Here is a 24798-nt window from a genome sequence, read left to right as displayed (position 1 = left end):
TTTATTGATGAAGCAAACCGTGCTTGAATATCGTCCTATTACGCCAATATAACCACTTTTCCGAGTCATATATAATTACAAAATATTCAACTAAGCATTTTTTATTCTTCTATTAGCCTTTACAATCACTTTTATTTGGCAAATGAATTTCCATGGAAAATAAATCGTACTACTACATTGGCATTATGTCTGGCACTAGCTTGGATGGTATCGACATTGCGTTAGTTAACATAGTAAACGGGCAAACTAGGTTAGTGGTAAGCTTGGAAACCCCCTTTACAGACTCACTGCATCAGTTGTTATCTTCAATTATTACTAATAAGACATGCAATATTGCAGATATAGGTAATGCGTCTTATCAACTAGCCTGTGAATACGCAGTTGCCGTTAATCACTTACTGCAAACGCAGCAAATTGATGCCAACGAAATAAAAGCCATTGGCGCACATGGGCAAACTGTCTTCCACGACCCTAACAGTGAAACACCGCATTCAACCCAGTTATTAAATGCATCTGTGCTCGCCGCTAAAACAGGCATTACTTGTGTACATAACTTCCGCGAAATGGATATTGCCCTTGGTGGTCAAGGCGCCCCGCTAGTGCCACTTTTTCATCAAAGTTTGTTAGCTCAAATAAGCACTAATAAGCATAAAAACTCTCTGGTTTTTGCCAATATTGGCGGCATTGCAAACCTAACTATTTGCCACCAAGACACCTTACTTGGTTTTGACTCAGGCCCAGGTAATACACTTATTGACAGTTTTACACAGCAAGCATTTAACCAACCTTACGATCGCAATGGCGACCTTGCAAAGCAAGGTAAAATCAATCAAGAGTTACTTAAACAACTATTAGATGATGACTACTTTGCACTGCCCACGCCAAAAAGTACCGGGCGAGAGTATTTCAATCTGACTTGGCTTAGACAGAAGTGTGCTGAAAATACGCTCAATAACTACGATATGTTAGCAACACTAACTGAGCTTACAGCGCTAACCATTTCAAGCCCTATTCAGTCAAAAGAAGGTGCGTTGGTATTGTGTGGCGGTGGTGCTAAAAACGCTTACTTGGTTACGCGCCTGCAACATCATTTACCCAGTTGGCATGTTACCACTAGCGATAATATTGGTGTCAGTGCCGATTTTATGGAAGCAATGGCGTTTGCTTGGCTGGCTTATCGCACGTTAAATCGTCTGCCAGCTAATGCGCCCTCTGTAACGGGTGCTAACAAAGCAGCAGTATTAGGGCAGATCACCTTTGCACCTTAGTTTTATAATGGTGCAAATTTGCACCATTATAACTCGAATAAATATGGCTATATTGCTAATTATTTGATTTAAATAACAAACTGATGCTGGCACGGATTTTCCATTACTAATAAAACGTGTAAAGGAGAAGCCACTATGAAGTCAATTAAAGATACGTATCTATTTTTATATCAAATTACCCATTTAAACCTAGGTCAATGGAGCATTGAGCAGCCACATGGCGCGAATGATGCAAAAGATTAGGCTTTAACGCTGCTAGTTACTATGCATTTCTTTGCTCTTTACTAGCAGCGTATATCCAACATGCTTGACCATCCTTTGTTTTAGCTTTTATGCGTGTATATTCCGCCACTTCGTAACTATCCGCTTGCATTAACTCTTTCGTTGAAAGCCAATAGCAATGGCCTGTAATTTCATCAATTTTGTTACCTGTGCGTACTAAAATTGGATGGTACTGCTTACCACTTTTGGCGATAACATCCTTATCCTCGATCTTTACTTGAGATAAAACATATCCTTGAAGTACTGCACGCTCGCCTTCTAACACCCGTCCAAAGTTAGCTCGCTGCACGTTTTCTTGTTGCAAAGTGCCATAGCTAAACAAACGTTCCATTTTAGATCCTTTTCGTTTGATTCAACCATTTAAGCCTTATCCGCTTTGTGGTATAAATTCGTTTAAAAAACACAGTACTAAACATGTCAGAAATTGGTTTTGGCTGCAATCAATATCAGCTTGCTTTTTATGTTGAAAACGCGCCACAATTTTCCTCATACGCGACTCCAAACTCATTAATTGCGTTACCCACGGGCGCGATTAATGAAATTTCCATGGCATGCGGTAATGGCTGGCGAAAACAGTTTAATGTTTACGCTAAATTCATTTACAACCTAAGCACCAGTGTTTTTTCGGGTAAAACCGCAGCGCCAACCTGGCAGCAATATCGAGACACCCAATTACTACAGCAAGGCTCTTCTACCGCATTGTTATTCAGCCCGCCAAACTACACACGCGCAAATACGCTACACATAATTGCTGGACGAGGTTACGCAAAAAAGCTTGCTTCACAAAATCTACTTGGTGGCAATTTAACCTGGCTTAACGACGAATTTGCGTACAATATCGAAAACAAATTGCTGGTTTCACCATTTTTAGACTATCGCCAACTTTCTAATCGTAAAATCGATTTTTTAGCACAAATGTGTGAGCAGCTAGTTCAACACAACTGTATTCAGCTAGAACGATTTCAACTACCGCAAATGTAGCGAATATCATTTATAAACAGCACATCTACTGCTAGTCGTTGTTTATACAGGTGCCAGAATTAATTTTGCATTTAAAAAAGTAGCTGTTAACGCGAACTATTAGCTTAAGAGGCGGAGTGAATAGTTCGGAAAAAACGCCCCTCTCAACGCGCTTTTTCTCTAAACCAAAAATTCACCAATTTATTGTTAGAAAAAGACAAGGATTTCAAACATACGCACTTTTTTTGACTACACTTACTACAAGCTAAGCGTATTTAGATAATGGAATAGCTATTTTGGTCAGGAAGTTAAGCAAAGGTTTTGCATTTAACACAAAAGCGGTGCTGCAGCACGTCCCGATTGGTTTGTTTGTCGCCAAGCCAACTGGCGAATGCATGTTTGCAAATAATGCGCTGTATCGAGTGTTAAGTTTAACCAATACTGATATCGTCGGCAGCAGCTACATTAACGCAATGCACCCAGATGATCGGCAAAAAGCCATTAAACACTGGTATGCCTGTACCGCCAAAGGTGCTAATTTTCAATTTACATTCCGATCTGCTGCAAAAACAAAAAATAAGCTGTTATCGATTCACGCTGAGCCGCTCATTGAAAACAAAGTAATCACCGCTTATATCGGCATCGTTGAAGACGTAACCACCATCAATGAAACAGAGCGTAAGCTTTATTTAAGCCAACAACGTTACGAATTAGCTGCAAAAGGTGCCAGCGCTGGAGTATGGGACTGGGATATTTCAAATAACGAAGTATTTTACTCTACTAAATTTACCGAGCTACTTGGCTTTGACAATCTAGCATTTGGTTGTGATTTTGCTTCCTTTACTGAACAAATCCACCCTGATGATATTAAACAGTTTAAAGCAAGTCTTGAGGTGCACCTAACCGACCCATTTGAAGCATTTGATATTGAAGTGCGTATGTATAGCGCCAAACAACAAGAGTTATGGTTCCATATTGTTGGTGAAGCTATGCGCGATGAAAAAGGCAATCCGTATCGCATGGTTGGTTCAATGTCTGATATCACTGAGAAAAAGCAATCTCAGCAAGTTATTTGGCACCAAGCTAACTTTGATGCACTCACCCAGTTACCTAACCGTAATATGTTTACCGACAGGCTTAACCAAGAAATCGCCAAAAGTAAGCGCTCAGGCGATAAATTTGCGCTGTTATTTATTGATTTAGACCATTTTAAAGAAGTTAACGATACCATGGGTCACAATGCGGGCGACCTATTGTTAGTTGAGGTATCTGAGCGCCTAAAAATAATTTTACGCGAAACCGATACGGTAGCGCGCATTGGTGGCGATGAGTTTACTGCGCTGCTGTGTAATATTCACAACCTAGCAGATGTTGAAAACATTGCTTCAAAGTTGATTCAAGCAATTGAGATGCCGTTCTACATTAATAATGAATCAATATTTATTTCGGCCAGTATTGGCATCACTTTGTTTCCTGATCACAGCGAAAAAATGGAAGAGTTACTGCGTTTTGCCGATCAAGCAATGTATTTATCGAAAGAAGAAGGGCGCAAACAATACCGTCATTTCAACAAAACCTTGCAAGAAAAATCCGAAAAAGCCCATTTACTCACGCAAGAACTGCGTCTGGCTGTCATTAATCAACAGCTCGAAGTGCTCTATCAACCCATTTTATCAATCTCTGATTTAAAAATTCATAAAGCAGAAGCGCTACTGCGCTGGCATCATCCAGAACTTGGCATGGTAAGCCCTGCTGACTTTATTCCACTTGCGGAAACATCAGGAATGATTATTGATATTGGTAATTGGGTGTTTCAGCAGGCTGCCGAGCAAGTAAAAAAATGGCAATCAAGCTATGATCAACACTTTCAAATTAGTGTTAACCGCTCCCCTGCACAATTTCAGTCAAGCGTCAGTAAGCACGATGTTATTTGGCTCAATACTTTACTGCAATTGAGTCTTAAGCACGGTATTTGTATCGAAATTACCGAAGGTTTATTACTTGATGACAATGAAGAAATAAAAGAAACACTTAAGAAGTTTCGCTCAGCAGGCGTAGCAATCTCTCTTGATGACTTTGGTACTGGGTACGCCGCGCTATCTTACCTTACCAAGTTTGAACTCGACTTTTTAAAAATCGATCGCGCCTTTGTCATGAATCTTGAAAGTTCGGCACAAAACCAAGCCTTGTGTGAAGCAATTATCGTAATGGCGCATAAATTGGGTTTAAAAGTAATCGCGGAAGGCGTTGAAACACAAGAACAATTATTCATATTAGAGGCAGCTGGGTGCGACTATGCCCAAGGTTACTTTGTCTCTAAGCCTATTAGTCATTTATTGTTTGAGCGTGAACTTGCCAGCCAAGATCCATTTTCGGTGCAACAAAAGTTAAAGCAAACTTCATTTAAAAAAACGTCTGCTATTTAGCCCAAATAGCAGACGTTAACTATACTAACGCGTGATTTAATAACGCTATTTTTCAATAACGCCTTTATCAACTAGCTCTAATGTTACCGAGCTTACACCTTCTAACTTTTTCAGTGCATCAACTAATGGCAACAAGTCACGCTGACTTTGCGATTTAAGAATGTAATAAGATTTAAATGCCTGTTTAATAATCAGGTCATTGTCTTTATTAAATTGCTCAAAATCTACATCACCTGAAAGTTTTACGATAATTTCGCCCGTAACGGTGTAGGCATTTAGCCCGCTAACATCAAATACATCCAAGCCAGGCACAACCGTTTTCGTACCATTAGTTTTAAACGTTTTATCGTTCACAACCACTTCAGATTGCGCCAAGGTGAGTTGTTCTACCGGAGTAATTGTTAAGCCTTTAAATTGCTCGGCGCTATTTGCGATTGCAGCTTGCGTGCTTAGAGTTAACGCCGCAATGATAAATAATTTCTTCATATTTTACTCCTTAATGACCAATTACACGTAGCGACCAGTCTTTCAACACGCCGTTTTCTGCATTGTTATTTCGGTTAAAGCCAACTAAGCCAATGCTTGCATTGAAACCAACAGTAAAGCTATTACCTTTGTCTGTATCGATTACTTTTAACTGCCATTCACCTTGTGCTGATTCACCATAAAAATGATTGCTAAGCATTAGTGTATCGGTATATCCACCTTCAGTAGTACCTAACCAGCCAGTTCGTGCACTCATTAATACTGAGCGAGTACCCGAAGGTGAAATTAATTCGATAGCAAGGTCGCGTAAGCGAGTATGATCAATATTCAATTTCACTTGAACTGCTTCAACAGTCACATCTTGTTCAAACGCCAATGTGCTGGTTGCGCCAGTCAAACTTGCATCAGGAATTTCAGCATCTGCGATTTGCGTTTGCCACGGCGTAATCACTTGCTCAGGCAGTGGTGTTACCGGTGTGAACAAGGCCTTATATACTGCATCATCCACATCAACCGCACCAAAACCGTAAAACTGATGGAAGTTATAGCCAGCTGCATTTCGTTGCCAAGATGGAATTGCGTTATAAGTAACTAGCTCACCATCGGCATTTTCAAATGTTAAATCAACACCTGGGTGGTTTTCATCTGTTTTGCGTGCTGTTTGCGCTAAAATATGACGAATCGCACGAGCGTCAAGTGCATGATTCGCAGACATAATATTCGCTATTGCACCAGATGTATTAGGTGCTGCCGATGACGTGCCGTTCATTGTGCCTGTATAATCACAGTTCGGATCTAGCTCAGAGCCACCATGCAATACATTGCCATGCTCGCCCGTTACATTACTACCGGCTTCACACCCTTGTAAGTCAATTGTTACCATTGCAGGTGCAGCTTCGCCAAATTCACCGCCCGGCGCTGCAACAAATACGTTTGAACCCACAGATGAATAAGACGTTAGCTTGCCATGCGCGTCTAACGCTGACACGACTAGGTTCCAATGGTTATTGTTATCCGGAGCAATATTCGCATTATGGAAAGGTAAACCTTGGTTATTAAAGAACTGATTGTTTTCGTAAGGCAGCACTAAAATAGGCACACCTTGGTAATAAGCGTTATATGTTCCGAACGAATTACCCGCCGATTTAACATAAACAGAACCACGTCCCCAATGGCTTTCTTCAGTAATGTAGCGATATACGTCGTCTTGCAGCTCTTGCCACGGGTTAAGTACGTAATTGTGCACAACCGGTGTCGCAGGTGTGCTGCCATAACTTTGGTTAAACACTCGCGGATCGGTAAAACGGTCTAATTGACGAAAATCTTCTGACAAACCGTGAGACACAAGCCAGTTACCAACAGTTTGATTAGGTAAATAGTTAAAGCCAACAATATTAGCGTGAGGTGCAACACCGCGCCCACCTAGTCCATTTGCCTCGGTAGCAGCAATTAAGCCTGCGACAGATGTACCATGACCATTATTATCTTGCGGATAATCTGAACCGTCACCTAAATTAAGAGAACCCGCCACAACGTTAGCTCTTAAATCTGGGTGATCAATCTCTACACCTGAATCGATCACAGAAACTGTAATACCACGACCTTTAATACCCATTAAATGCGTGAAATCAATATCAAGGTCATTGCCAGATGTGCCTGCAGACTGTGAGAAGCCGGTTTGCCCAATGTTCTGTAGGTGCCATTGCTCAGCAACTAATGGGTCACCATTTTGTAATGGAAAAGTTGAATCAGTAATTTTTGCAATTGCTGGCGTACAGGCAAGTATTACACTTGCAGCCAACAAGGAAGGTTTTATTTTTATTTTCATTTTGTCCCCTGAAATTTAGTATTTCCCCTTTAATCGGGACGAACATTTAAAACAGATAACAATAAAAAAGAAAGTACGCCGATAGCAGTTACAGCAAACAATAATGAAAAAGCATAAACCATTGATTTTGAAAAAATTTATTATGACAACGCTGTCTTTTTAGGCTTATTTATACACTCTTAACTAATTGAAAAGTAAGAGTTTACATTTATTTACAGTGAATTAACAAAAATCAAATAAGTTAGATTATTCGGCTATAACAAGAGCGCTCTCAACACCTGTCGATGGGCGTGAAATACGATGTTACCTGCGCCTTATCGAAGACATATAATCTCTCAATAGACATAACAAACATATTGAATCTGTGTTCAGTCACTACCAAAATAACTGTTAATACTTTGAGCTTTCGCGAATATAACCTTTGTAGATGACCAATTGGTTGCGCCGTTTTCGCGCACAGTAAGTTGCGAAAGGTTTAAACCCAATTGCAGAAATGAATTTTAGATAACTGCTATTTCAAACATCTAGATAATTAAAAAATCACGAATCCGTTTTAAACAATTTTTTCCTCACCAGTAAACGATAATCGGACGGTGTTTGTTTTAACTCGCGCTTAAATACTTTGGTAAGATAACCTTGATCAACATAACCTACAGCTACCGCTACATCTTGCACGGTTAGGTTGGTCGAAGCCAATAATTCTTGCGCCATTTCAAGGCGCATTTTTTGCAAATAATGGTTGGCTGTGGTGCCCGTTGCCGCTTTAAAACGCCGTGATAAGGTGCGCTGGCTAATACCAAATTGCTCAGCAACATGCTGCATTGATAATTCGCTCGACGCGTTGTTTTTAAGCCAAAATTGAATTTGCGCAATCAGTTCATCGGCATGTCTATCAACTGCCCCTTCTAAATAGCGCTGCTCTTCATATGGCTTTCTAATTTCATGAGAAAAGTTACGTTCCACATTTTGCGCGGCATCTCGTCCAAATAATTGCGCAATCAAGTAAACCATAATATCAGCCAGCGAGTTTAAACTGGCCGCACAAAAAATACGCTCCGATTGCGTAATAAAAAATTCCGGTTTGAGGTCGACCTTAGGATAGTCTTTGCGAAATTGCTTAGCGTAATGCCAATGCGTCGTTGCTGCGTGATGGTCAAGCAAGCCTGCTTCCGCAAGTAAACAGTTACCGGTACCGACACCGACAATTGTTGCACCTTGTTGCCATTGAGCTTTCAAATAGCCAATCGCCGCTTGATTTTGCTTAATAACAGGGCGAGGATTTCGCCAGATCCCCGGCACAATAATAAAATCGGCATTGTCATCACAGCCAACAGTTAATTCGGGTAAAAAAGCACACCCCGCGCGGCATTGGATCAGCTCTTGTTTATCGGCTACAAACTTAATATCAAGCTTACGATTTTTGCGGTCATGAAATGATGCTTCGCCCGCTTTAAGCATTTCTACTGGCAGCGTAACGCTGGTCGCCAATATTTGTGGATACAATAAGAGTCGTACTTTTGTTGTCATAATAACTGCTCAAACCAGTTCAAAATGGCCAAATACACCAAAACTATGTCCAATTAAACACAAACTAAAACTTAAAATCAAAATAAACTGTGCCTAAATAACGCAAACTGTATATATCTAGGGTTTTTATGACTGCATTACCTATTGTTGTTGGAATGGGTGGTATTAATGCCGCAGGACGCACATCTGCTCACCAAGGGTTCCGTCGCATTGTAATAGATAAATTAACGCAAGAAGCGCGACAAGAAACATTTCTTGGCCTTGCAACGTTAATGAATCTAGTACGCCAAGAAAACGGTGAACTGGTTGACCATGAAAACCAAGCTATTTGCGCAAGCGAGATCGAAGCTAAATTTGGTGAGCAAATTATTGCTGGTACCTTAATTCGTAAGATTGAAAACAATCATTTTGATGTTGATGCAACTCATGGACATCAAAAAATGACGGTAATGCCAAGTGAAGGCGACAGCATTGTATTTGAAACAAGTGCGCGTCACTTACCGTCACCCCAGCCGCGCGATTGGCAAATAGAAAACTTGGAAGGCGGTAAAGTTAAAGTAACGATTAACGGTGAATTATCACTTAAGCACGATACCTACCGCGATAATCCAATTAAAGCAGCTGGCCAATTTCCAACGGGCTTTGATCCAAGCACGCTTTATAACAGTCGCTATCAGCCTCGAGGCTTACAAGCCACTATTTTTGCCGCTACTGATGCAATCAAATCGACCGGTTTAGCGTGGCAAGATGTACTTGCTATTGTCGACCCTGATCAAATAGGTACTTATTCCGCATCTGTTGCAGGCCAAATGCAAGATGAAGCATTCGGCGGTATGATGAAAAACCGCTTAAGAGGCGACCGCGTTAGCACCAAAAACTTAGCGCTTGGTTTAAATACCATGTCGACGGACTTTATTAACGCTTATGTAACTGGCAATGTGGGTACAACGTTCACTACATCAGGCGCATGCGCTACCTTCTTATACAACTTACGTGCAGCAGTGCACGATATCAAAGCGGGCCGCACTCGTGTTGCTATTGTTGGCAGTGTTGATTGTGCAATTACGCCTGAAATTGTTGAAGGCTTTGGCAATATGAGCGCACTGGCAAATATTGAAGGCTTGAAAAAGCTTGATAATAGCGATACCCCAGATTTACGTCGCACCAGCCGTCCATTTGGTGAAAACTGCGGTTTTACCATAGGTGAAGGCGCACAATTTGCGGTATTAATGGATGACGCCTTAGCATTAGAGCTTGGCGCTGACGTTATGGGCTCAGTACCAGATGTATTTGTGAACGCTGATGGCATCAAAAAATCAATTACTGCGCCAGGTCCAGGTAATTATATTACGATGGCAAAATCAGTAGCACTTGCAACAAGCATTCTCGGTGAAGAAGCGGTACAAAAACGTAGCTATATTCTTGCCCATGGTTCAAGTACACCTCAAAACCGTGTAACTGAGTCAATCATTTATGACCGCGTTGCAAAAGCATTTAATATTGATAATTGGAAACTGGCCGCGCCAAAAGCCTTTGTTGGTCATACAATTGGCCCAGCAAGTGGCGACCAAATGGCCATGGCACTTGGTATTTTCAGCCATAACATTATGCCGGGTATCACCACAATCGATAAAGTCGCTGACGACGTTTACGCCGAGCGCCTTGATATTCGTACTGAACACTATGAGTGTGAAGCACAAGATATTGCCTTTATTAACTCAAAAGGCTTTGGCGGTAATAACGCTACGGCGCCAATGTTCTCAGCAAATATTACGCTAGAGATGCTCACTATACGTCATGGCGAAAGTGCAATGGCATCGTATCGCGATAAACTCACACAAACTAAACAAAACCAAGCTGATTACAGCGCGGCTGCAAATTTAGGTGATTACCAATTAATTTACCGCTTTGGTGATGGCTTAATTGATGAAAACGATATCGAATTAACGCAAGAAACCCTTTCTTTGCCTGGTTTTACGCACTCTGTAAAACTAACTGCAAGCAACCCTTTCGATGATATGGTGTAAGCAAATTCACTTCCTTTAAATAGGATACACTGTCATCTACTAAAGGCGCGTTAAGCGCCTTTTTACTTTTTTGCACTCTTTATAACACTTCACTTAACCAGTTCATCATGATTACGCACTACATAACATGCTCACTACGTTTTAATTTATCGATATAGCATAACGCGATAAGATAAACTCAGCTTTGTTAGCATTTCATTTATCAATAACAGAATTTATCGAATTCCTCTATCTAGGCTACAAAGCACATCTAAAAACAGGTAAAGTAACCACCATTGAAAGAGTTGAAAATCTGCTCTTTCAGACCATAATTACAATAATACGTTATACCTTACCGAAAATGATTTTTAGACTACTTCTAATAATGCTGTTTTTCGCGTTTTCAGCGGCTGCTAAACCTATTTATCAGTACGTTAAAAGTGATGGCTCTATTGCTTTTACCGACCGAAAACCAATTAAACACAGCTACAGTATTTATCGTACGGGCTGTTATGCCTGCCAACTGCGCTCGTCTTTAAATTGGCATAAAATTCCTATCTATCCAGACAAGTATCATTTGGAAATAGCGACAGCAAGTAAACAACATAATGTTGACCCTGCTCTCGTGCGTGCAATGATCCACGCTGAATCGGCATTTAAAGCCAATGCACGTTCAAAAAAAGGCGCAATAGGATTAATGCAACTGATGCCAGCAACGGCTAAATACATGGGCATAAAACGCCCAACTCAACCGAGCCAAAATATCTTAGGCGGTGTTAAATATTTATCTTATTTATTAGAAAAGTTTAATGGCAATATCAGATTAGCAACGGCTGCGTATAATGCAGGGCCTAATGCCGTTAAAAAATACCGAGGCATACCACCATTTGCAGAAACGAAAGCGTATGTCGAACGCGTTGGCATACTGCATAACCGTTATCGTGTGGCAATAAACAAAAAGAAAAGAAAGATTTCACCCAGCTAGGGTAAATAAGGAAGCTGTGGTGGTTAACTCACCCACCACAGTAGAATCAATGCAAAAATAACAACACTTAAACGGAGCAATGGCCCTTTAAGCGTTTCAAAGGTTTTTCCCTTTAGCTTGTTAATAGCTGCTTGCTCAGTACATGCCGCTACTTTATCAATATAGCTATAACCCGATTTTTCATAGCTTTTGCAAATTGCTTTGTCAGCAGGAATGGCTTTTAGCTCATCCCCTTTTTTTAGGATATAAAAATCCATAACGCACCGTTATTTTTATTTCTCTAACCAATACTAACTTCGGTATTTTTGCCCAAGGCAAAAAAGTGGCGGCTATTAAATACTAAGTAGAAAAAAAGTGCAATACGCAATTAGCAATAGTGAATAAAAATTTACCAACCAAGCGAGTCACCTTTTCATTCGTTACGTAATCCGCAGTAACAATTCATTTTTCAAAGTACAGTCAATCTATATCGTCAACTTTGAATCACACGCTACGCTAAGCAAATTTACTAAGGGTTGCGCGGCTGTCGATTAAATAAAAACCACATAAGCGTATAAAAAGCACTCAACTGTTAAATTGGATTACAAAGTTTCACACTTTATTAGCAATTTCACTTATTTGCCGCGGCTAATTGCTGCTATTATCGTCACCGCTGTATCGTTATGAGTTGGCTATGTGCAATTTGAACCGCTTTACATATCACTGTTTTTTACCAGTTTTAATGCTTGGCATAACAACTGGTGCGAATGCTGTTGAAATTAAAGTAGGCCAAAGCCATTCAGATTTACCGCTAGATCAATCTGGCACATTGACCAGTGTAACTCCCAGTGGCACGAGTTTTTCATTAGCACACGACTTTAGTGAGAGCGTGCGAGTTAGTTTAGATTATATAAACTGGGAAGATACCCACTTTTCACGAAAAGCGAATTCACTAAAGATTGACTCACAATCTTACGCTGCAACGCTAACCTACTTCATTGAAAACTTTGCTATATCAGGAAACTACACTTACTGGCAAAGCGATTACCGAGAATCATTTTTAGAGCTCCCCTCATCACAACACAAAACGTATGCTCCTAGTTACGGCCTGTCTGTAGGTTACGGTATCTTTTTTGACGAGTGGGTTATCGAGCCGTCGTTACTTGTGCAATACAACGAATGGCGTTATCGCGATATTATGATTGAGCAAAATGAAATGGCGCTAGCATTGCGCGATGCACTAGAGGACGAAACTCTGGTAGTAAGTGGCTTACTATCGGCGTCAAAGATCATTGAAATTAGACCCGATACCTATTTACTTGCAGGTGGCGTTATACGCTGGAATGAACTGTTTCAAGGCGATGGTACTAAACAAACTGATAAGTTTGTCAGTTTTGCAGGCAGAAAGTCGTATCCTCACAATACTGATGATGATTACGCCGAGCTAAGTGTATTTGTCACGTACGATATCACGCCCGAGTGGATGGTTGAGCTAGATAGCAGTATTGCATTTTTACCACATGATAATGTGTCGAGCGTTAGCTGGCGTATTGGATATCGCTTCTAATCCACACCTACAGCATTTTAAGTGCAACCCCTCTTTATTCATATATTAAAAGTATTTGATGAGTTTCACTTGCCACTATTCACAATATTTATATTTAAAATATAAAACATTAAATAATTTTATTTCAATGACGTTATGTTAAATAAATGCCCTTTCTAATTATCTAAGGTAATGCTGAATAAAAAGCCAGCGTCATAGCACTAGCTGTTTTAATCCTTACTTGTTAGAATCATGCAACTAAATTTCCTGCGAGAATAGAGAGTGAATTAAGATGGGAAGAGCGTTTGAAGTTCGCAAGAACGCGATGGCTAAAACAGCAGCCGCAAAAACAAAAGTAAACTCTAAATACGGTAAAGAGATCTATGTAGCGGCTAAAAACGGCGGCGCAGAGCTAGATACTAACTTGTCGTTAAAACGCCTTATCGAAAAAGCAAAGAAAGACCAAGTACCTGCACACGTAATCGACAAAGCGATTGAAAAAGCAAAAGGCGGCGCTGGCGAAGATTACCAACCGGCACGCTACGAAGGCTTTGGTCCAGGTAACTGCATGGTTATTATCGATTGTTTAACGGATAACCCAAACCGTACCATTAAAGATGTACGTTTAGCATTTACTAAAACTAACTCAAAAATTGGTGGCCCAGGTACAGCTGCACACAGCTTTGATCACCAAGCTGTATTTGCATTTGCCGGCGACAATGACGAAGAAGTGTTAGAAGCACTAATGATGGCAGACGTTGACGTAACTGACGTTGAAGTTGAAGATGGCATCGTTTCAGTATTTGCACCACACACTGAGTTCTATAACGTTAAAACTGCACTGGCAGAAGCATTTCCAGATGTGAAGCTAGATGTTGAAGAAATCACTTTCGTACCACAAACAAGTGTGGATATTGAAGGCGATGATATCCCACTTTTCCAAAAGTTTATGGATATGCTTAACGATAGCGATGATGTTCAAAACATCTACCACAACGCAATCGTACAAGACTAATCAAAGTCATATAAAAAAGGCCTGATTTTTCAGGCCTTTTTTTGTTAATAGTGTTTATAAAAATTGCATTAACTTACGCTTCACTGGTTGCTTTAGAAAAACCACGTGATTAATAAAATTAGTATTCAATTAATACCTATTCTGTTAAGTATGTGATCAGAGCTAGCGCTGGATAAATAAAATGATTACAAGGCGAAATTTGTCTTATGTAGTTGTTCTACATTGATAAATTAAAACGCCGTAAGCATGATATTTAACCCGCTAGAACGATCTGCGATTTAAGTGAATTGATATCAATTCGCTGCTTTAAATTCTAAACGGCGGCGATGTAACACAGGCTCTGTATAACCATTTGGTTGCTTTGTCCCTGATAATACTAGCTCTAGTGCCGCTTGAAACGCCACGCTCTGCGCATAATTATCTGACATATTACGGTAATTAGCGTCGCCTTCATTTTGTTTATCAACCACTTTGGCCATTGCTTCAAGGGTGTCAATTACCTGTTTCTCGCTGCAAACACCATGACATAACCAGTTAGTCATATGCTGTGATGAAATACGTAATGTGGCTCTGTCTTCCATCAAGCCCACATTATTAATATCAGGCACTTTAGAGCAACCAACTCCCTGCTCAACCCAACGTACCATATAACCTAAAATACCCTGTGCATTGTTGTTCAGCTCATTTTGAATCGCATCAGAGGTCATTGATTTTGGCTCTGGATGCAGTGGCGGACACAAAATATCATCCACATTAGCGGCAACGCGCTGTTTAATTTCCTGTTGTAAGCTAAATACATCCTGCTGATGATAATGCATCGCATGTAAGGTAGCAGCCGTTGGCGATGGCACCCACGCCGTATTTGCGCCACTTTGCACATGTGCAGTTTTTTGCACTAGCATTTGCGCCATTTCATCTGGCATTGGCCACATACCTTTACCAATTTGTGCTTTACCGCTTAAGCCACATGCTAAGCCTACATCCACATTGTTGTTTTCATACGCACCAATCCACTTTTGCGCTTTAATTGCATCTTTTGGCAACATTGGTCCTGCAAGCATACTAGTATGAATTTCATCGCCTGTTCTGTCTAAGAAACCAGTGTTGATAAAGATAACGCGCTCTTTCGCCTCAGCGATACATGCAGCGAGGTTAACCGAAGTCCGGCGCTCTTCATCCATAATACCCATTTTTAAGGTATTCTCTGGCAAGTTAAGTAAGTTTTCTACCTTACAAAATAACGTATTCGCATAAGCCACTTCTTCAGGGCCATGCATTTTCGGTTTTACAATATTAATGCTATTAGCTCGGCTATTTTTCCGGGTGCTTTTGCCTTTTAAATCATGCAATGCTATCAACGACGTAATAACCGCATCCATGATGCCTTCAAAAACTTCATCGCCATTTTTATCGAGAATCGCAGGATTTGTCATTAAGTGACCAACATTGCGTACTAGCATTAAGCTGCGGCCTTTGAGCTGTTGCTCATCGCCGCTTAAATCTGTGTAGGTTAAATCTGGGTTAAGTGCACGTGTAAGTGTTTTACCACCTTTTTCAAACTCAACCGATAAATCGCCTTTGTTTAAACCAAGCCAGTTGCTGTATACACCTACTTTATCTTCTGCATCAACCGCCGCAACAGAGTCTTCGCAATCCATAATGGTGGTTAATGCCGACTCAAGCACAATATCTTTTATATGCGCGCTATCTTGTTTGCCAATTTGATGGTTTTCATCAAACTGAATCACAATGTGCAGCCCATTATTTTTAAGAATTAATTCTGTAGGTTGCTGCTTAGTACCGTTATAGCCCACCAACTGCTCTGGTGATTGCAATGCGCTTTGGCTTACATTGTTTAACGTGACAATCAGCTTGCCATCAACAATCGCGTAATCACTAGCATCTTTGTGCGAACCATATGTTAGTGGCAATGCTTGGTCTAAAAACTCACGGCCGAAATCAATTACCGCATTACCACGTACGGGGTTGTACTCGCGTCCGGCTTCACGGCCATTGTCGTACGAGATAGCATCGGTGCCATATAACGCATCATACAATGACCCCCAACGAGCATTCGCAGCATTTAGCGCAAAGCGCGCATTGCTTACTGGCACAACCAGCTGCGGGCCTGCCATTGTGGCAATTTCAGGCTCAACGCTTTCAGTTACCACTGTGACATCGCTTGGTGCTGGTTTTAAATAGCCAATTTGCTGTAGAAATTGTTTGTAATGGTCAAACTCAAAGTTTGAATGCGCTTGATGGTATTGATCGATTTGCACTTGCAGATCATCACGTTTCACTAACAGTGCGCGGTTAATCGGTGTCATTTCAGACACGATTTTTGAGAAGCCTTGCCAAAAGTGCTCCACATCAATGCCCGTACCTGGAATAACTTGATGGTTAATAAATGCGTATAAGCTGGGATCAACAGCTAACCCTGCATGGTGAATACGTGTTGTCATAAATTTTCTCACCTTGAAGTGGCACACAATTGTATGCGTTTAAATAATTTGGTTATTTGATTCTATCTAAGTTACACAAGAAAGCTTGCTTTTGGCATTCATTAAAAAAATACTCATGATAAAAACTATAAATTTTATAAATCATGCCGTTTCAGCCTAATTTAAATGTAAAGGCGCTACCCGTTCAATGTTGTTGCTCAAAAAGGTAATAACACCAGCGCCATCTAATCAACAAGATGAAGGACTTAACACGATGGCTAAACAATTAACTTACCAACAAGAAATCGACCGCATTGCAACGTTAAAAGAAGTAGGCGAGAAGAAATGGCAAAATATTAACCCTGAGTCAGCAGCGCGTATGCGTTTGCAAAACCGCTTCCAAAACGGCTTAGAAATTGCGCGTTATACTGCTGATATTATGCGTAAAGATATGGAAGCGTACGACCAAGATCCATCTCAATATACGCAATCACTTGGTTGTTGGCATGGTTTTATCGGTCAGCAAAAAATGATTTCAATTAAAAAGCATTTCCAAAATAATACTGACCGTCGTTACCTTTACCTTTCAGGTTGGATGGTGGCAGCACTACGCTCTGAATTTGGCCCTCTTCCAGACCAATCAATGCATGAAAAAACATCGGTTGCTGCATTAATCGAAGAACTTTACACTTTCCTACGTCAGGCTGACGCCCGCGAACTAGGCGGTTATTTCCGTGAACTTGATGCTGCGCGTAAAGCTGGTAACAGTGCAGAAGAAGAGACAATCCTAGCTAAAATTAACGACCATAAAACACACGTTGTACCAATTATTGCTGATATCGATGCTGGTTTTGGTAACGAAGAAGCAACTTACCTACTTGCTAAGAAAATGATTGAAGCAGGTGCTTGCTGTATCCAGATTGAAAACCAAGTATCGGATGAAAAACAATGTGGTCACCAAGATGGTAAAGTGACTGTACCGCACGAAGATTTCTTAGCAAAAATCAATGCGGTTCGTTATGCATTCCTTGAACTAGGTGTAGATAACGGCGTTATCGTAGCGCGTACCGATTCACTTGGTGCTGGTCTAACTAAACAAATCGCAGTAAGCAACGAACCTGGTGATTTAGGCGACCAATACAACGCATTCTTAGACGTAGAAGAAATTGAATCGACTGATATCAAAAACGGTGATGTTATTTTAAACCGCAACGGTAAGCTGGTTCGTCCTAAGCGTTTACCAAGTAACTTGTTCCAATTCCGCTCTGGTACGGGTGAAGAGCGTTGTGTGCTTGACTGTATTACTTCATTACAAAATGGTGCTGACTTACTTTGGATTGAAACGGAAAAACCACACGTAGGCCAAATTGGCGCGATGGTAAATGAAATTCGTAAAGTAGTGCCAAACGCTAAACTTGTTTACAACAACTCTCCATCATTTAACTGGACTCTGAATTTCCGTCAGCAAGTTTTCGATATCATGGTTGAAGAAGGTAAAGATGTATCTCAATACAACCGTGAGCAGCTAATGAGCGTGGAATACGATAACACTGAACTTGCAGCATTAGCTGATGAAAAGATCCGTACTTTCCAAGCTGATGCAGCACGTGAAGCAGGCATTTTCCACCACTTAATTACCCTGCCTACTTACCACACTGCAGCGCTATCTACAGATAATCTTGCAAAAGAATACTTTGGTGAGCAAGGTATGCTGGGTTATGTTAAGAACGTACAACGTCAAGAAATTCGCCAAGGCATTGCGTGTGTTAAGCACCAAAACATGGCAGGTTCTGACATGGGTGACGACCACAAAGAGTACTTCTCTGGAGATGCGGCCCTAAAAGCTGCAGGTGAAGACAACACCATGAATCAGTTCTCTTAATACTGTTTAGCCAGTAAACCAGCTAGGCACTTGCCTAGCTTTTTTACCATTATTATACCAATTCGGTTAAGTATTTGAGCAGGTTTAGCACCGGATAAATAAAATGCTAACAAGGCGTAGCTTTCTTATAGTGTGATGCTACATCGATAAGCCCCAGCGCATTTAACATGATAGTTAGCCGGTTAGACCGATTAGCTATTTAAGCGAATTGATATTATGTATCCCTAACTGTGATCCAAAGGCCTGACGGCCTTTTTTTGTTTCAATAAATAGTAACTTTGGGACAGAGATCATATTTTTACTAAGTATCAAGATTACCGCTAAAAAACAGATCGAGATTTTACTAGCGATTTAAAACCACGCTCATTTGTAAAATCAAAGTTAACAACTGATTACTTTTAACCCTGACACACCCTTAAAGTACCACTAACACCTCGTTTTCGCAGCCAAAACCAAACAATAGAGATCAAAATTTTACTAACTGTTGATTTTAGAGATCATATTTTTACTAAGTTGTGGCGTATTTGGGATCATTATTTTACTAGCTGATTAGTAAATTAATGATCAAATACCTTAATAGATCAATTTTTTACTAACTAAAACTAATAAAACGACATTTTTGTGTTTTTAGAGATCATAATTTTACTAACTAAACGCTATTTTTAGTAAAAAAGTCGGCTTTGAGATCAAAATTTTACTAACTAAAACGGGCTTGCTTAATATTTTTCTGGCTTAGCTTAGTAAAAATATGATCTCTGTATTCAAATCTAAGAAATAAATACGGTAAATATGCCCGAGTACGTTTAAAAATAAGGGGGAACGCTAATAAGTTAGTAAAATTTTGGTTTGTAACGGTCTGGTACAGTAGTTATAGAAAAAACGAAGGGGCTCTGTTTATCAATCAAGTACAACTAGGTAATTTAACCTAGCTGTACAATCTTCTGTTTTGCATCTGCAATGATAGCTGCATTATCAGTTACCGAAGCTTTATTAAGATTAGCTTTAACACGCGCTATTTTTAACTCATCAGCACACTGCTGCGGCTTATTAGAAAGCTTAGCTAAGCGCTCCTTAACTTCATCAACTTTATGATCGCGTTTATTTTGAGAAAGCGCTGCGATTTTATCTTTAACGGCTTTTGCTTTATCACTTTCGCCCATCAATACATCAAGCACACCCTCGCGCTGCATTTTTTCAACTAACGCTTGTGGCGGTAAATGTAACATCGGCATCAAGCTTTGCAGAAACGCTCTCAGCTCAACTTGCTCTGATAATGAGAAATCTGAAAATGTTTTTAGTAGCTTGTGTTTATCAAGAAACAATTCGGTCAAATGTGAACTTAGCACTGTGCTATTAATTGTGGTTAAATCCACTTTTTTTGATGCTGAAGGCTTATCAGGTAGGTCAATTCCTAATACTTGCATCTCGGCTAATAGCTCAGCTGATGGCAGTGATAACGCCTCAAGTGCATAATCAATATTGTGTTTAACTTTAAGCGCTTCCATCGGTGCAAACGCCAGAAAAACTTGCGATAAGCTCGCTTTATCCATTAATAAATTGTACACAATAAGCCTCCCTAATCAGATAAGGCACTGAGTTTAGTCAACAAACATGACAAATATATGACTAGGTTAACTAAACTCAGTATTAAGTGTGATTTATAAGGCTACTTTAATTTGTCTTAGAGCACCCAAACTTCAACGCGGCGATTACGTTCACGACCAACTTCGTTGTCGTTATTTGCAAGTGGCATATCTTCACCAAAGCCTTCTACCGCATAGACATTAATACCGCGAGCATTAAGCTCTTGTTCAACACTTTTAGCGCGGCTTAGCGACAACATGGTGTTTTTATCGCGTGCCCCAATGCTGTCCGAAAAACCCATAAGTACAAGCTTGCGACTTGGGTTTTCTTCAACAAACGACACTAGGCGCTGTAAATCTCGCTTACCTTTGTTATCAAGGTCGCGCGTTGCATAATTAAAGCGGAAGTTCAGTGATAAACGTTTCGCAAGCTTTGCATACTGATTATATTTGTCTGGGGCCAGTTCGCTTGCCATAACATCTTCAACACGAATAGACTGTGAAATTAATCCCAGTTCCTGCACGATTTCTTGACCGCGATCTGAAATTGCAAAGTTAGCAAAGTCTTTTATTTGCGTAGCACTATTGGTTGGCGTGTAGAGGTATAGTCGACGCGCCAGCGGGTAATCTTCCGTCGCAATGGTAAAACGCGTTGGGTAAATTGCTTTAGTGTCACTGCTATCTGCAATTGCCAGTGCTTTACTGTATCGAATGTAATTTAAGCCAATAAACCCAATTGCATAATCATCGCGTGACACATGCTCAGAAAGTTCTGAACTCGATTCGAATCGCTCTGCTTGCTTCGTTAATTTGCGACCATATTTCTTTAATACCAACGATTTGAACGTATCAAATGTGCCAGAGTTATCATCACGAGCAAATACTTTTATCGGGGCTTGGTCACCACCAATCTCGGCCCAATTATCAATTTCGCCAGAGAAAATACGCGATAATGTTTCAGTTGTTATGGTCTTTAACGGGTTATTCTGGTTAACAATAATTGCCAGACCATCCAACGCAATAATGTGCTCATTGCCAAGCTTAGATAAATCACCTGACTGACCTTTTAACGCTTCCACTTCGCTGGTTTTAATTTTGCGCGAAGACATACCAATTTGCGCCATATTCGCGTTTAAAGCTTTAAACGCGGTTGACGAACCATGTGCTGCCAAGCCTATTTCCAACTTTTCACCATCCATTTCAAACTGCATGGTGCGCTCAGTTGCAATGCGTCCCTGTTGCCAATCAATATCTTTAGCGCCTTGCTCTTCGAAATAGGCTTTTAATAATGCTGGTGCGAGTTTTTCGCCTATGGTGTTCGAGCCGTGAATTGCAAATAGGGATTGATACACCGCCTCTGGCTCTTTTTCCACCTGAGTAGGCTTGCTCATTTGTGCTGATTTTTGTGAAATCACTTTGTTCGGTACTGCCGCTACCTGGCTCGATTGTGCTGCAGTGTCGCCAGATAAGCCAAACCAAGCGCCTACCGCACAAAGCGCTAACACAGCAACTGATGCAGCAATTATTACGCCGTTGTTACGCTGTTTTGGCTGAGAAATCGGCTCAGCCTGTGAAGCGTGCGCTTGATGACTAGCTGACGCATTAAACTGTTCAATAAGACGACTTAGTTCTGCGTTTTCTAGACTCAAAAGCTCAGTGAACACTAACGCGCGATATTCTTCTTCTGAGATTAACTTTTCTTTTGCTAAATCGATATCAAACTCTCGTTTGGCAGTTGAGATTATTTGCTCGATTAACTGTTGTTTTTCCTGTTCCATTGCCATACCTCATTTTTTTTCGGGTATGTTATGAACTTTATATGGCAGTTATATGACAGTACTTTAGATTTATTGTGAAAAGTGCTTGTAAAGGGGGTTGACAAAACAGCCTGCGTGATTGCAGGCTGAATAATTTAAATGCTTATATTTCAATCATCTAGCCATACCCAAATTTTATCTGAGCTATTATAGGCAACATCATGAATTGACACCGAACCGGTTCTTAACAGCTTAGCGGTTTTATCGGCATTGTGCGTCATAGCAAAATCATACACGCTTTCACCATTACACATAAGCTTTTCACTAATTAGCGGAAGGGTTAAGTGATTTGTTTTTAAATTGGTTTTTAGCTTGAGTACCTTGTTACTTTTTACATCTTTGCATGCCTGTACTAATAAGCTCTCAATAGTCGATTTATCAAACGCGATTGCCGCGCTAGGTAACACCAATAGCGATGCCGCCATTGCAGTAGTTGCTAATGCTTTCATACTCCATTCCTCACTCTCTCAGAACGCCTTTTAAAATTAGCAGAACCTAGTAATTTCGCCTGTTACAGAGGTAATCACAGTGTTAATCCGAGGATCTAACTGTAATCAAATATGTATTTGATGTGCTTTCAGCAAGTTGTAGATGAAAAAAAACCAGCAGAATTATCTACTGGTTTTTGACTTCACAACTGTTTAGGAGTTTTTTAATAAAACCGTTAAATTGACTCGAGAGCAATTTTAACCATTTCATTAAAACTATTTTGTCTTTCTTCACTTGGGGTAGCTTCACCTGTGATCACATGGTCACTTACCGTGAAAAGCGCCATTGCATTTGCGCCATATTCTGCGGCAACGCCATAAAGACCCGCAGTTTCCATATCAACTGCTAATACGCCAAGTTTATCTAGTTTTTGATAAAGATCGTTCGACGCTTGATAGAAAGTATCTGTCGTAAATACATTACCAACTTTAGCAGCGATGCCTAAACGCTTCGCCGCTTCCACACCGTTTACCAACAGGTCGAAGTTAGCAATAGCAGCAAAATCGTAGCCTTGTACACGTGCACGGTTAACATTTGAATCAGTAGATGCGCCTTGAGCAAAGATTACGTCGCGAATTTTGATATCGCTACCAATACCACCACAAGTACCAATTCGAATTAAGTTTTTAACACCGTAGCTCACAATCAATTCGCGCGCATAAATGCTCATCGATGGAATACCCATGCCAGATGCCATAATGCTCACAGGCTTACCATTATAAGTACCGGTATAGCCAAGAATATTTCTTACAGATGTAACTTCACGTGCATCTTCTAAAAATGTCTCTGCAATATGCTTCGCGCGAAGCGGGTCGCCTGGCATTAATACCGTTTCGGCAAAATCATTTAATTGTGCATTAATGTGTGGAGTACTCATAATCTTTCCTATCTAAGTTAACTGCCAAGCTGAGATTTAAAACTGTTACCGTATTCAAGTGGCGCAAGTGAAAACCATGTCGCTAATGTTTGACCTATGTCTGCAAAAGTTTCGCGCTCACCTAAATTAACTGGCGTCATACCAGGTGTATACGCTAAAACCGGCACATATTCACGAGTATGATCTGTGCCCTGCCATGTTGGGTCGCAACCATGATCTGCAGTAATCATTAGCACATCATCTTTGCCAAGTAAGGCTAAAAATTCAGGTAAATAATCATCCAATTGCTTTAGCGCTTTGGCATAGCCGATCGCATCACGGCGATGGCCAAACTTTTCATCAAAGTCCACTAAGTTTACAAAGGTTAAGCTATGGTCTTTCGCCTGTTTAAATACCTCGGCGGTTTTAGCCATTAAGTTTTCAAGCCCTGGCGCCTTGTGTTTTTCGGTAATGCCTTGGTGTGCGTAAATATCAGAGATTTTACCTATGCTGATTACTGCACCATTATCTTCAGCTAGTTTATCTAGTAATGTTGGTGCCGGTGGCAATACCGAATAATCACGGCGGTTGCCGGTACGCGCAAAGTTATCTGCTGCGTCACCTAAAAATGGACGTGCAATCACACGGCCAATATTGTATTCATCTAATAACTCACGCGCTATTTCACAAATTTCATATAAACGCTCTAAACCGAAGGTGTCTTCGTGGCAGGCAATCTGAAATACGCTATCGGTAGAGGTATAGCAAATAGGCTTACCTGTTTGCATGTGTTCTTCACCTAACGCTTCTAAAATAACCGTACCTGACGAGTGGCAGTTGCCTAAAATACCCGGTAGATTAGCGCGTTTTATAAACTCGGCGATAAACGCATCTGGGAAGCTATTTTGCTTATCGTGAAAGTAACCCCAATCAAATAACACTGGTACTCCGGCCATTTCCCAATGACCTGATGGTGTGTCTTTGCCTGATGAAATTTCTTTTGCATAACCATATGCTGCAATCGGAGCGTTACGCTCAGCCACTTGGCAATTGGTATTGCTTGCTTGTTCGCACGCATCAATTAATCCAAGTTTTGATAAATTTGGCAGCGCGAGTTTTTGGCCAGTTTCACCATGGTAAGCAGCGAGTAAATGTGCCAAAGTGTTTGCACCTTTATCACCAAAGCGTTCAGCATCAGGTGCAGCACCTATGCCTAAACTGTCTGCCATTAAAATTAGCGCTCTTGCCATAGTTACCTCAATTTAAAATAGCCTGATATACCAAATGCCGTTGTGTCTCACCAAAAATAATTGGCGTGCCTGCATTTATTTTAGCCATTGGTTCACATTTCGCCTAGCTAATCACGCTCAGCGTTATAAATACTCTAGGCTGTGTGCCTAGGGTTACACAGGACTTTTGTCC

The 24798-nt window shown here is 40.6% G+C and carries 19 protein-coding genes; 8 read left to right on the top strand and 11 right to left on the bottom strand.

Annotation, left to right across the window (positions count from 1 at the left end; genetic code table 11):
* Positions 1-152: 152 nt before the first annotated feature.
* Positions 153-1268 carry an anhydro-N-acetylmuramic acid kinase gene (locus AC2IOM_RS19085; RefSeq protein WP_486359775.1) on the top strand — a complete coding sequence of 372 codons (1116 nt, stop codon included), beginning with the start codon at positions 153-155 and terminating at the stop codon, positions 1266-1268.
* A gap of 262 nt (positions 1269-1530) precedes the next feature.
* Here the strand turns inward: AC2IOM_RS19085 and AC2IOM_RS19080 are convergent, their stop codons facing one another.
* Positions 1531-1881: a gamma-glutamylcyclotransferase family protein gene (locus AC2IOM_RS19080; protein ID WP_486359774.1), complete on the bottom strand. Its 351-nt coding sequence runs from the start codon at positions 1879-1881 to the stop codon at positions 1531-1533.
* An 83-nt stretch (positions 1882-1964) separates the two neighbouring features.
* Here AC2IOM_RS19080 and AC2IOM_RS19075 point away from each other — a divergent pair, with 83 nt between their 5' ends.
* Positions 1965-2531, top strand: a complete 567-nt coding sequence (locus tag AC2IOM_RS19075; protein WP_486359773.1) for a DUF6942 family protein — start codon at positions 1965-1967, stop codon at positions 2529-2531.
* Positions 2532-2806: 275 nt separating this feature from the next.
* Complete coding sequence (locus tag AC2IOM_RS19070; RefSeq protein WP_486359772.1) at positions 2807-4936, top strand: sensor domain-containing protein; 2130 nt, start codon at positions 2807-2809, stop codon at positions 4934-4936.
* 45 nt (positions 4937-4981) lie between these two features.
* On the opposite strand, the gene AC2IOM_RS19065 is transcribed toward AC2IOM_RS19070, so the two are convergent.
* The 3 genes from AC2IOM_RS19065 to AC2IOM_RS19055 form a co-directional block, all read right to left on the bottom strand.
* Positions 4982-5422 (bottom strand): hypothetical protein, encoded by a 441-nt coding sequence (locus AC2IOM_RS19065; protein WP_010558394.1) that lies wholly within the window; start codon positions 5420-5422, stop codon positions 4982-4984.
* A 10-nt stretch (positions 5423-5432) separates the two neighbouring features.
* Positions 5433-7250 carry a S8 family peptidase gene (locus AC2IOM_RS19060; RefSeq protein ID WP_486359771.1) on the bottom strand — a complete coding sequence of 606 codons (1818 nt, stop codon included), beginning with the start codon at positions 7248-7250 and terminating at the stop codon, positions 5433-5435.
* A gap of 540 nt (positions 7251-7790) precedes the next feature.
* On the bottom strand, positions 7791-8777 hold the full coding sequence (locus AC2IOM_RS19055) for a GlxA family transcriptional regulator (RefSeq protein ID WP_054977934.1): 987 nt from the start codon (positions 8775-8777) through the stop codon (positions 7791-7793).
* Between the two features lie 128 nt (positions 8778-8905).
* On the opposite strand from AC2IOM_RS19055, the gene AC2IOM_RS19050 reads away from it, so the two are divergent.
* Both AC2IOM_RS19050 and AC2IOM_RS19045 read left to right on the top strand, forming a co-directional pair.
* Entirely contained in the window at positions 8906-10804 is a 1899-nt protein-coding gene (locus AC2IOM_RS19050) for a beta-ketoacyl synthase (protein ID WP_486359770.1), read from the top strand.
* 364 nt (positions 10805-11168) lie between these two features.
* Entirely contained in the window at positions 11169-11768 is a 600-nt protein-coding gene (locus tag AC2IOM_RS19045; RefSeq protein ID WP_100914614.1) for a lytic transglycosylase domain-containing protein, read from the top strand.
* 23 nt (positions 11769-11791) lie between these two features.
* On the opposite strand, the gene AC2IOM_RS19040 is transcribed toward AC2IOM_RS19045, so the two are convergent.
* Positions 11792-12025, bottom strand: a complete 234-nt coding sequence (locus AC2IOM_RS19040; protein ID WP_010558399.1) for a hypothetical protein — start codon at positions 12023-12025, stop codon at positions 11792-11794.
* Positions 12026-12489: 464 nt separating this feature from the next.
* Here AC2IOM_RS19040 and AC2IOM_RS19035 point away from each other — a divergent pair, with 464 nt between their 5' ends.
* Positions 12490-13314, top strand: coding sequence for an autotransporter domain-containing protein (locus AC2IOM_RS19035; RefSeq protein ID WP_100914613.1), 825 nt, complete (start codon positions 12490-12492; stop codon positions 13312-13314).
* 271 nt (positions 13315-13585) lie between these two features.
* Complete coding sequence (locus AC2IOM_RS19030) at positions 13586-14308, top strand: YebC/PmpR family DNA-binding transcriptional regulator (protein WP_010558401.1); 723 nt, start codon at positions 13586-13588, stop codon at positions 14306-14308.
* A gap of 293 nt (positions 14309-14601) precedes the next feature.
* On the opposite strand, the gene AC2IOM_RS19025 is transcribed toward AC2IOM_RS19030, so the two are convergent.
* Positions 14602-16770 carry a malate synthase G gene (locus tag AC2IOM_RS19025; RefSeq protein WP_105172274.1) on the bottom strand — a complete coding sequence of 723 codons (2169 nt, stop codon included), beginning with the start codon at positions 16768-16770 and terminating at the stop codon, positions 14602-14604.
* Positions 16771-17023: 253 nt separating this feature from the next.
* Between AC2IOM_RS19025 and AC2IOM_RS19020 the strand changes: the two genes are divergently transcribed.
* A complete protein-coding gene (locus AC2IOM_RS19020) occupies positions 17024-18631 on the top strand; it encodes an isocitrate lyase (protein ID WP_100914611.1) in 1608 nt (535 codons plus the stop codon).
* 920 nt (positions 18632-19551) lie between these two features.
* On the opposite strand, the gene AC2IOM_RS19015 is transcribed toward AC2IOM_RS19020, so the two are convergent.
* The 5 genes from AC2IOM_RS19015 to AC2IOM_RS18995 form a co-directional block, all read right to left on the bottom strand.
* The gene (locus tag AC2IOM_RS19015) at positions 19552-20196 is read right to left on the bottom strand and encodes a hypothetical protein (protein WP_138629321.1); all 645 of its coding nucleotides are present in this window, start codon (positions 20194-20196) and stop codon (positions 19552-19554) included.
* A gap of 116 nt (positions 20197-20312) precedes the next feature.
* A complete protein-coding gene (locus tag AC2IOM_RS19010) occupies positions 20313-21992 on the bottom strand; it encodes a substrate-binding domain-containing protein (protein ID WP_486359769.1) in 1680 nt (559 codons plus the stop codon).
* A gap of 149 nt (positions 21993-22141) precedes the next feature.
* Entirely contained in the window at positions 22142-22480 is a 339-nt protein-coding gene (locus tag AC2IOM_RS19005) for a DUF3718 domain-containing protein (protein ID WP_486359768.1), read from the bottom strand.
* A 215-nt stretch (positions 22481-22695) separates the two neighbouring features.
* A complete protein-coding gene (gene deoD / locus AC2IOM_RS19000) occupies positions 22696-23397 on the bottom strand; it encodes a purine-nucleoside phosphorylase (RefSeq protein ID WP_010558407.1) in 702 nt (233 codons plus the stop codon).
* A 17-nt stretch (positions 23398-23414) separates the two neighbouring features.
* Positions 23415-24626, bottom strand: a complete 1212-nt coding sequence (locus AC2IOM_RS18995) for a phosphopentomutase (protein ID WP_010558408.1) — start codon at positions 24624-24626, stop codon at positions 23415-23417.
* Positions 24627-24798: the final 172 nt, after the last annotated feature.

The organism is Pseudoalteromonas sp. NS-SX12 (assembly GCF_057367955.1).
Note: the sequence above shows the minus strand (reverse complement) of the source record. Positions and strands in the feature narration are given on the sequence as shown.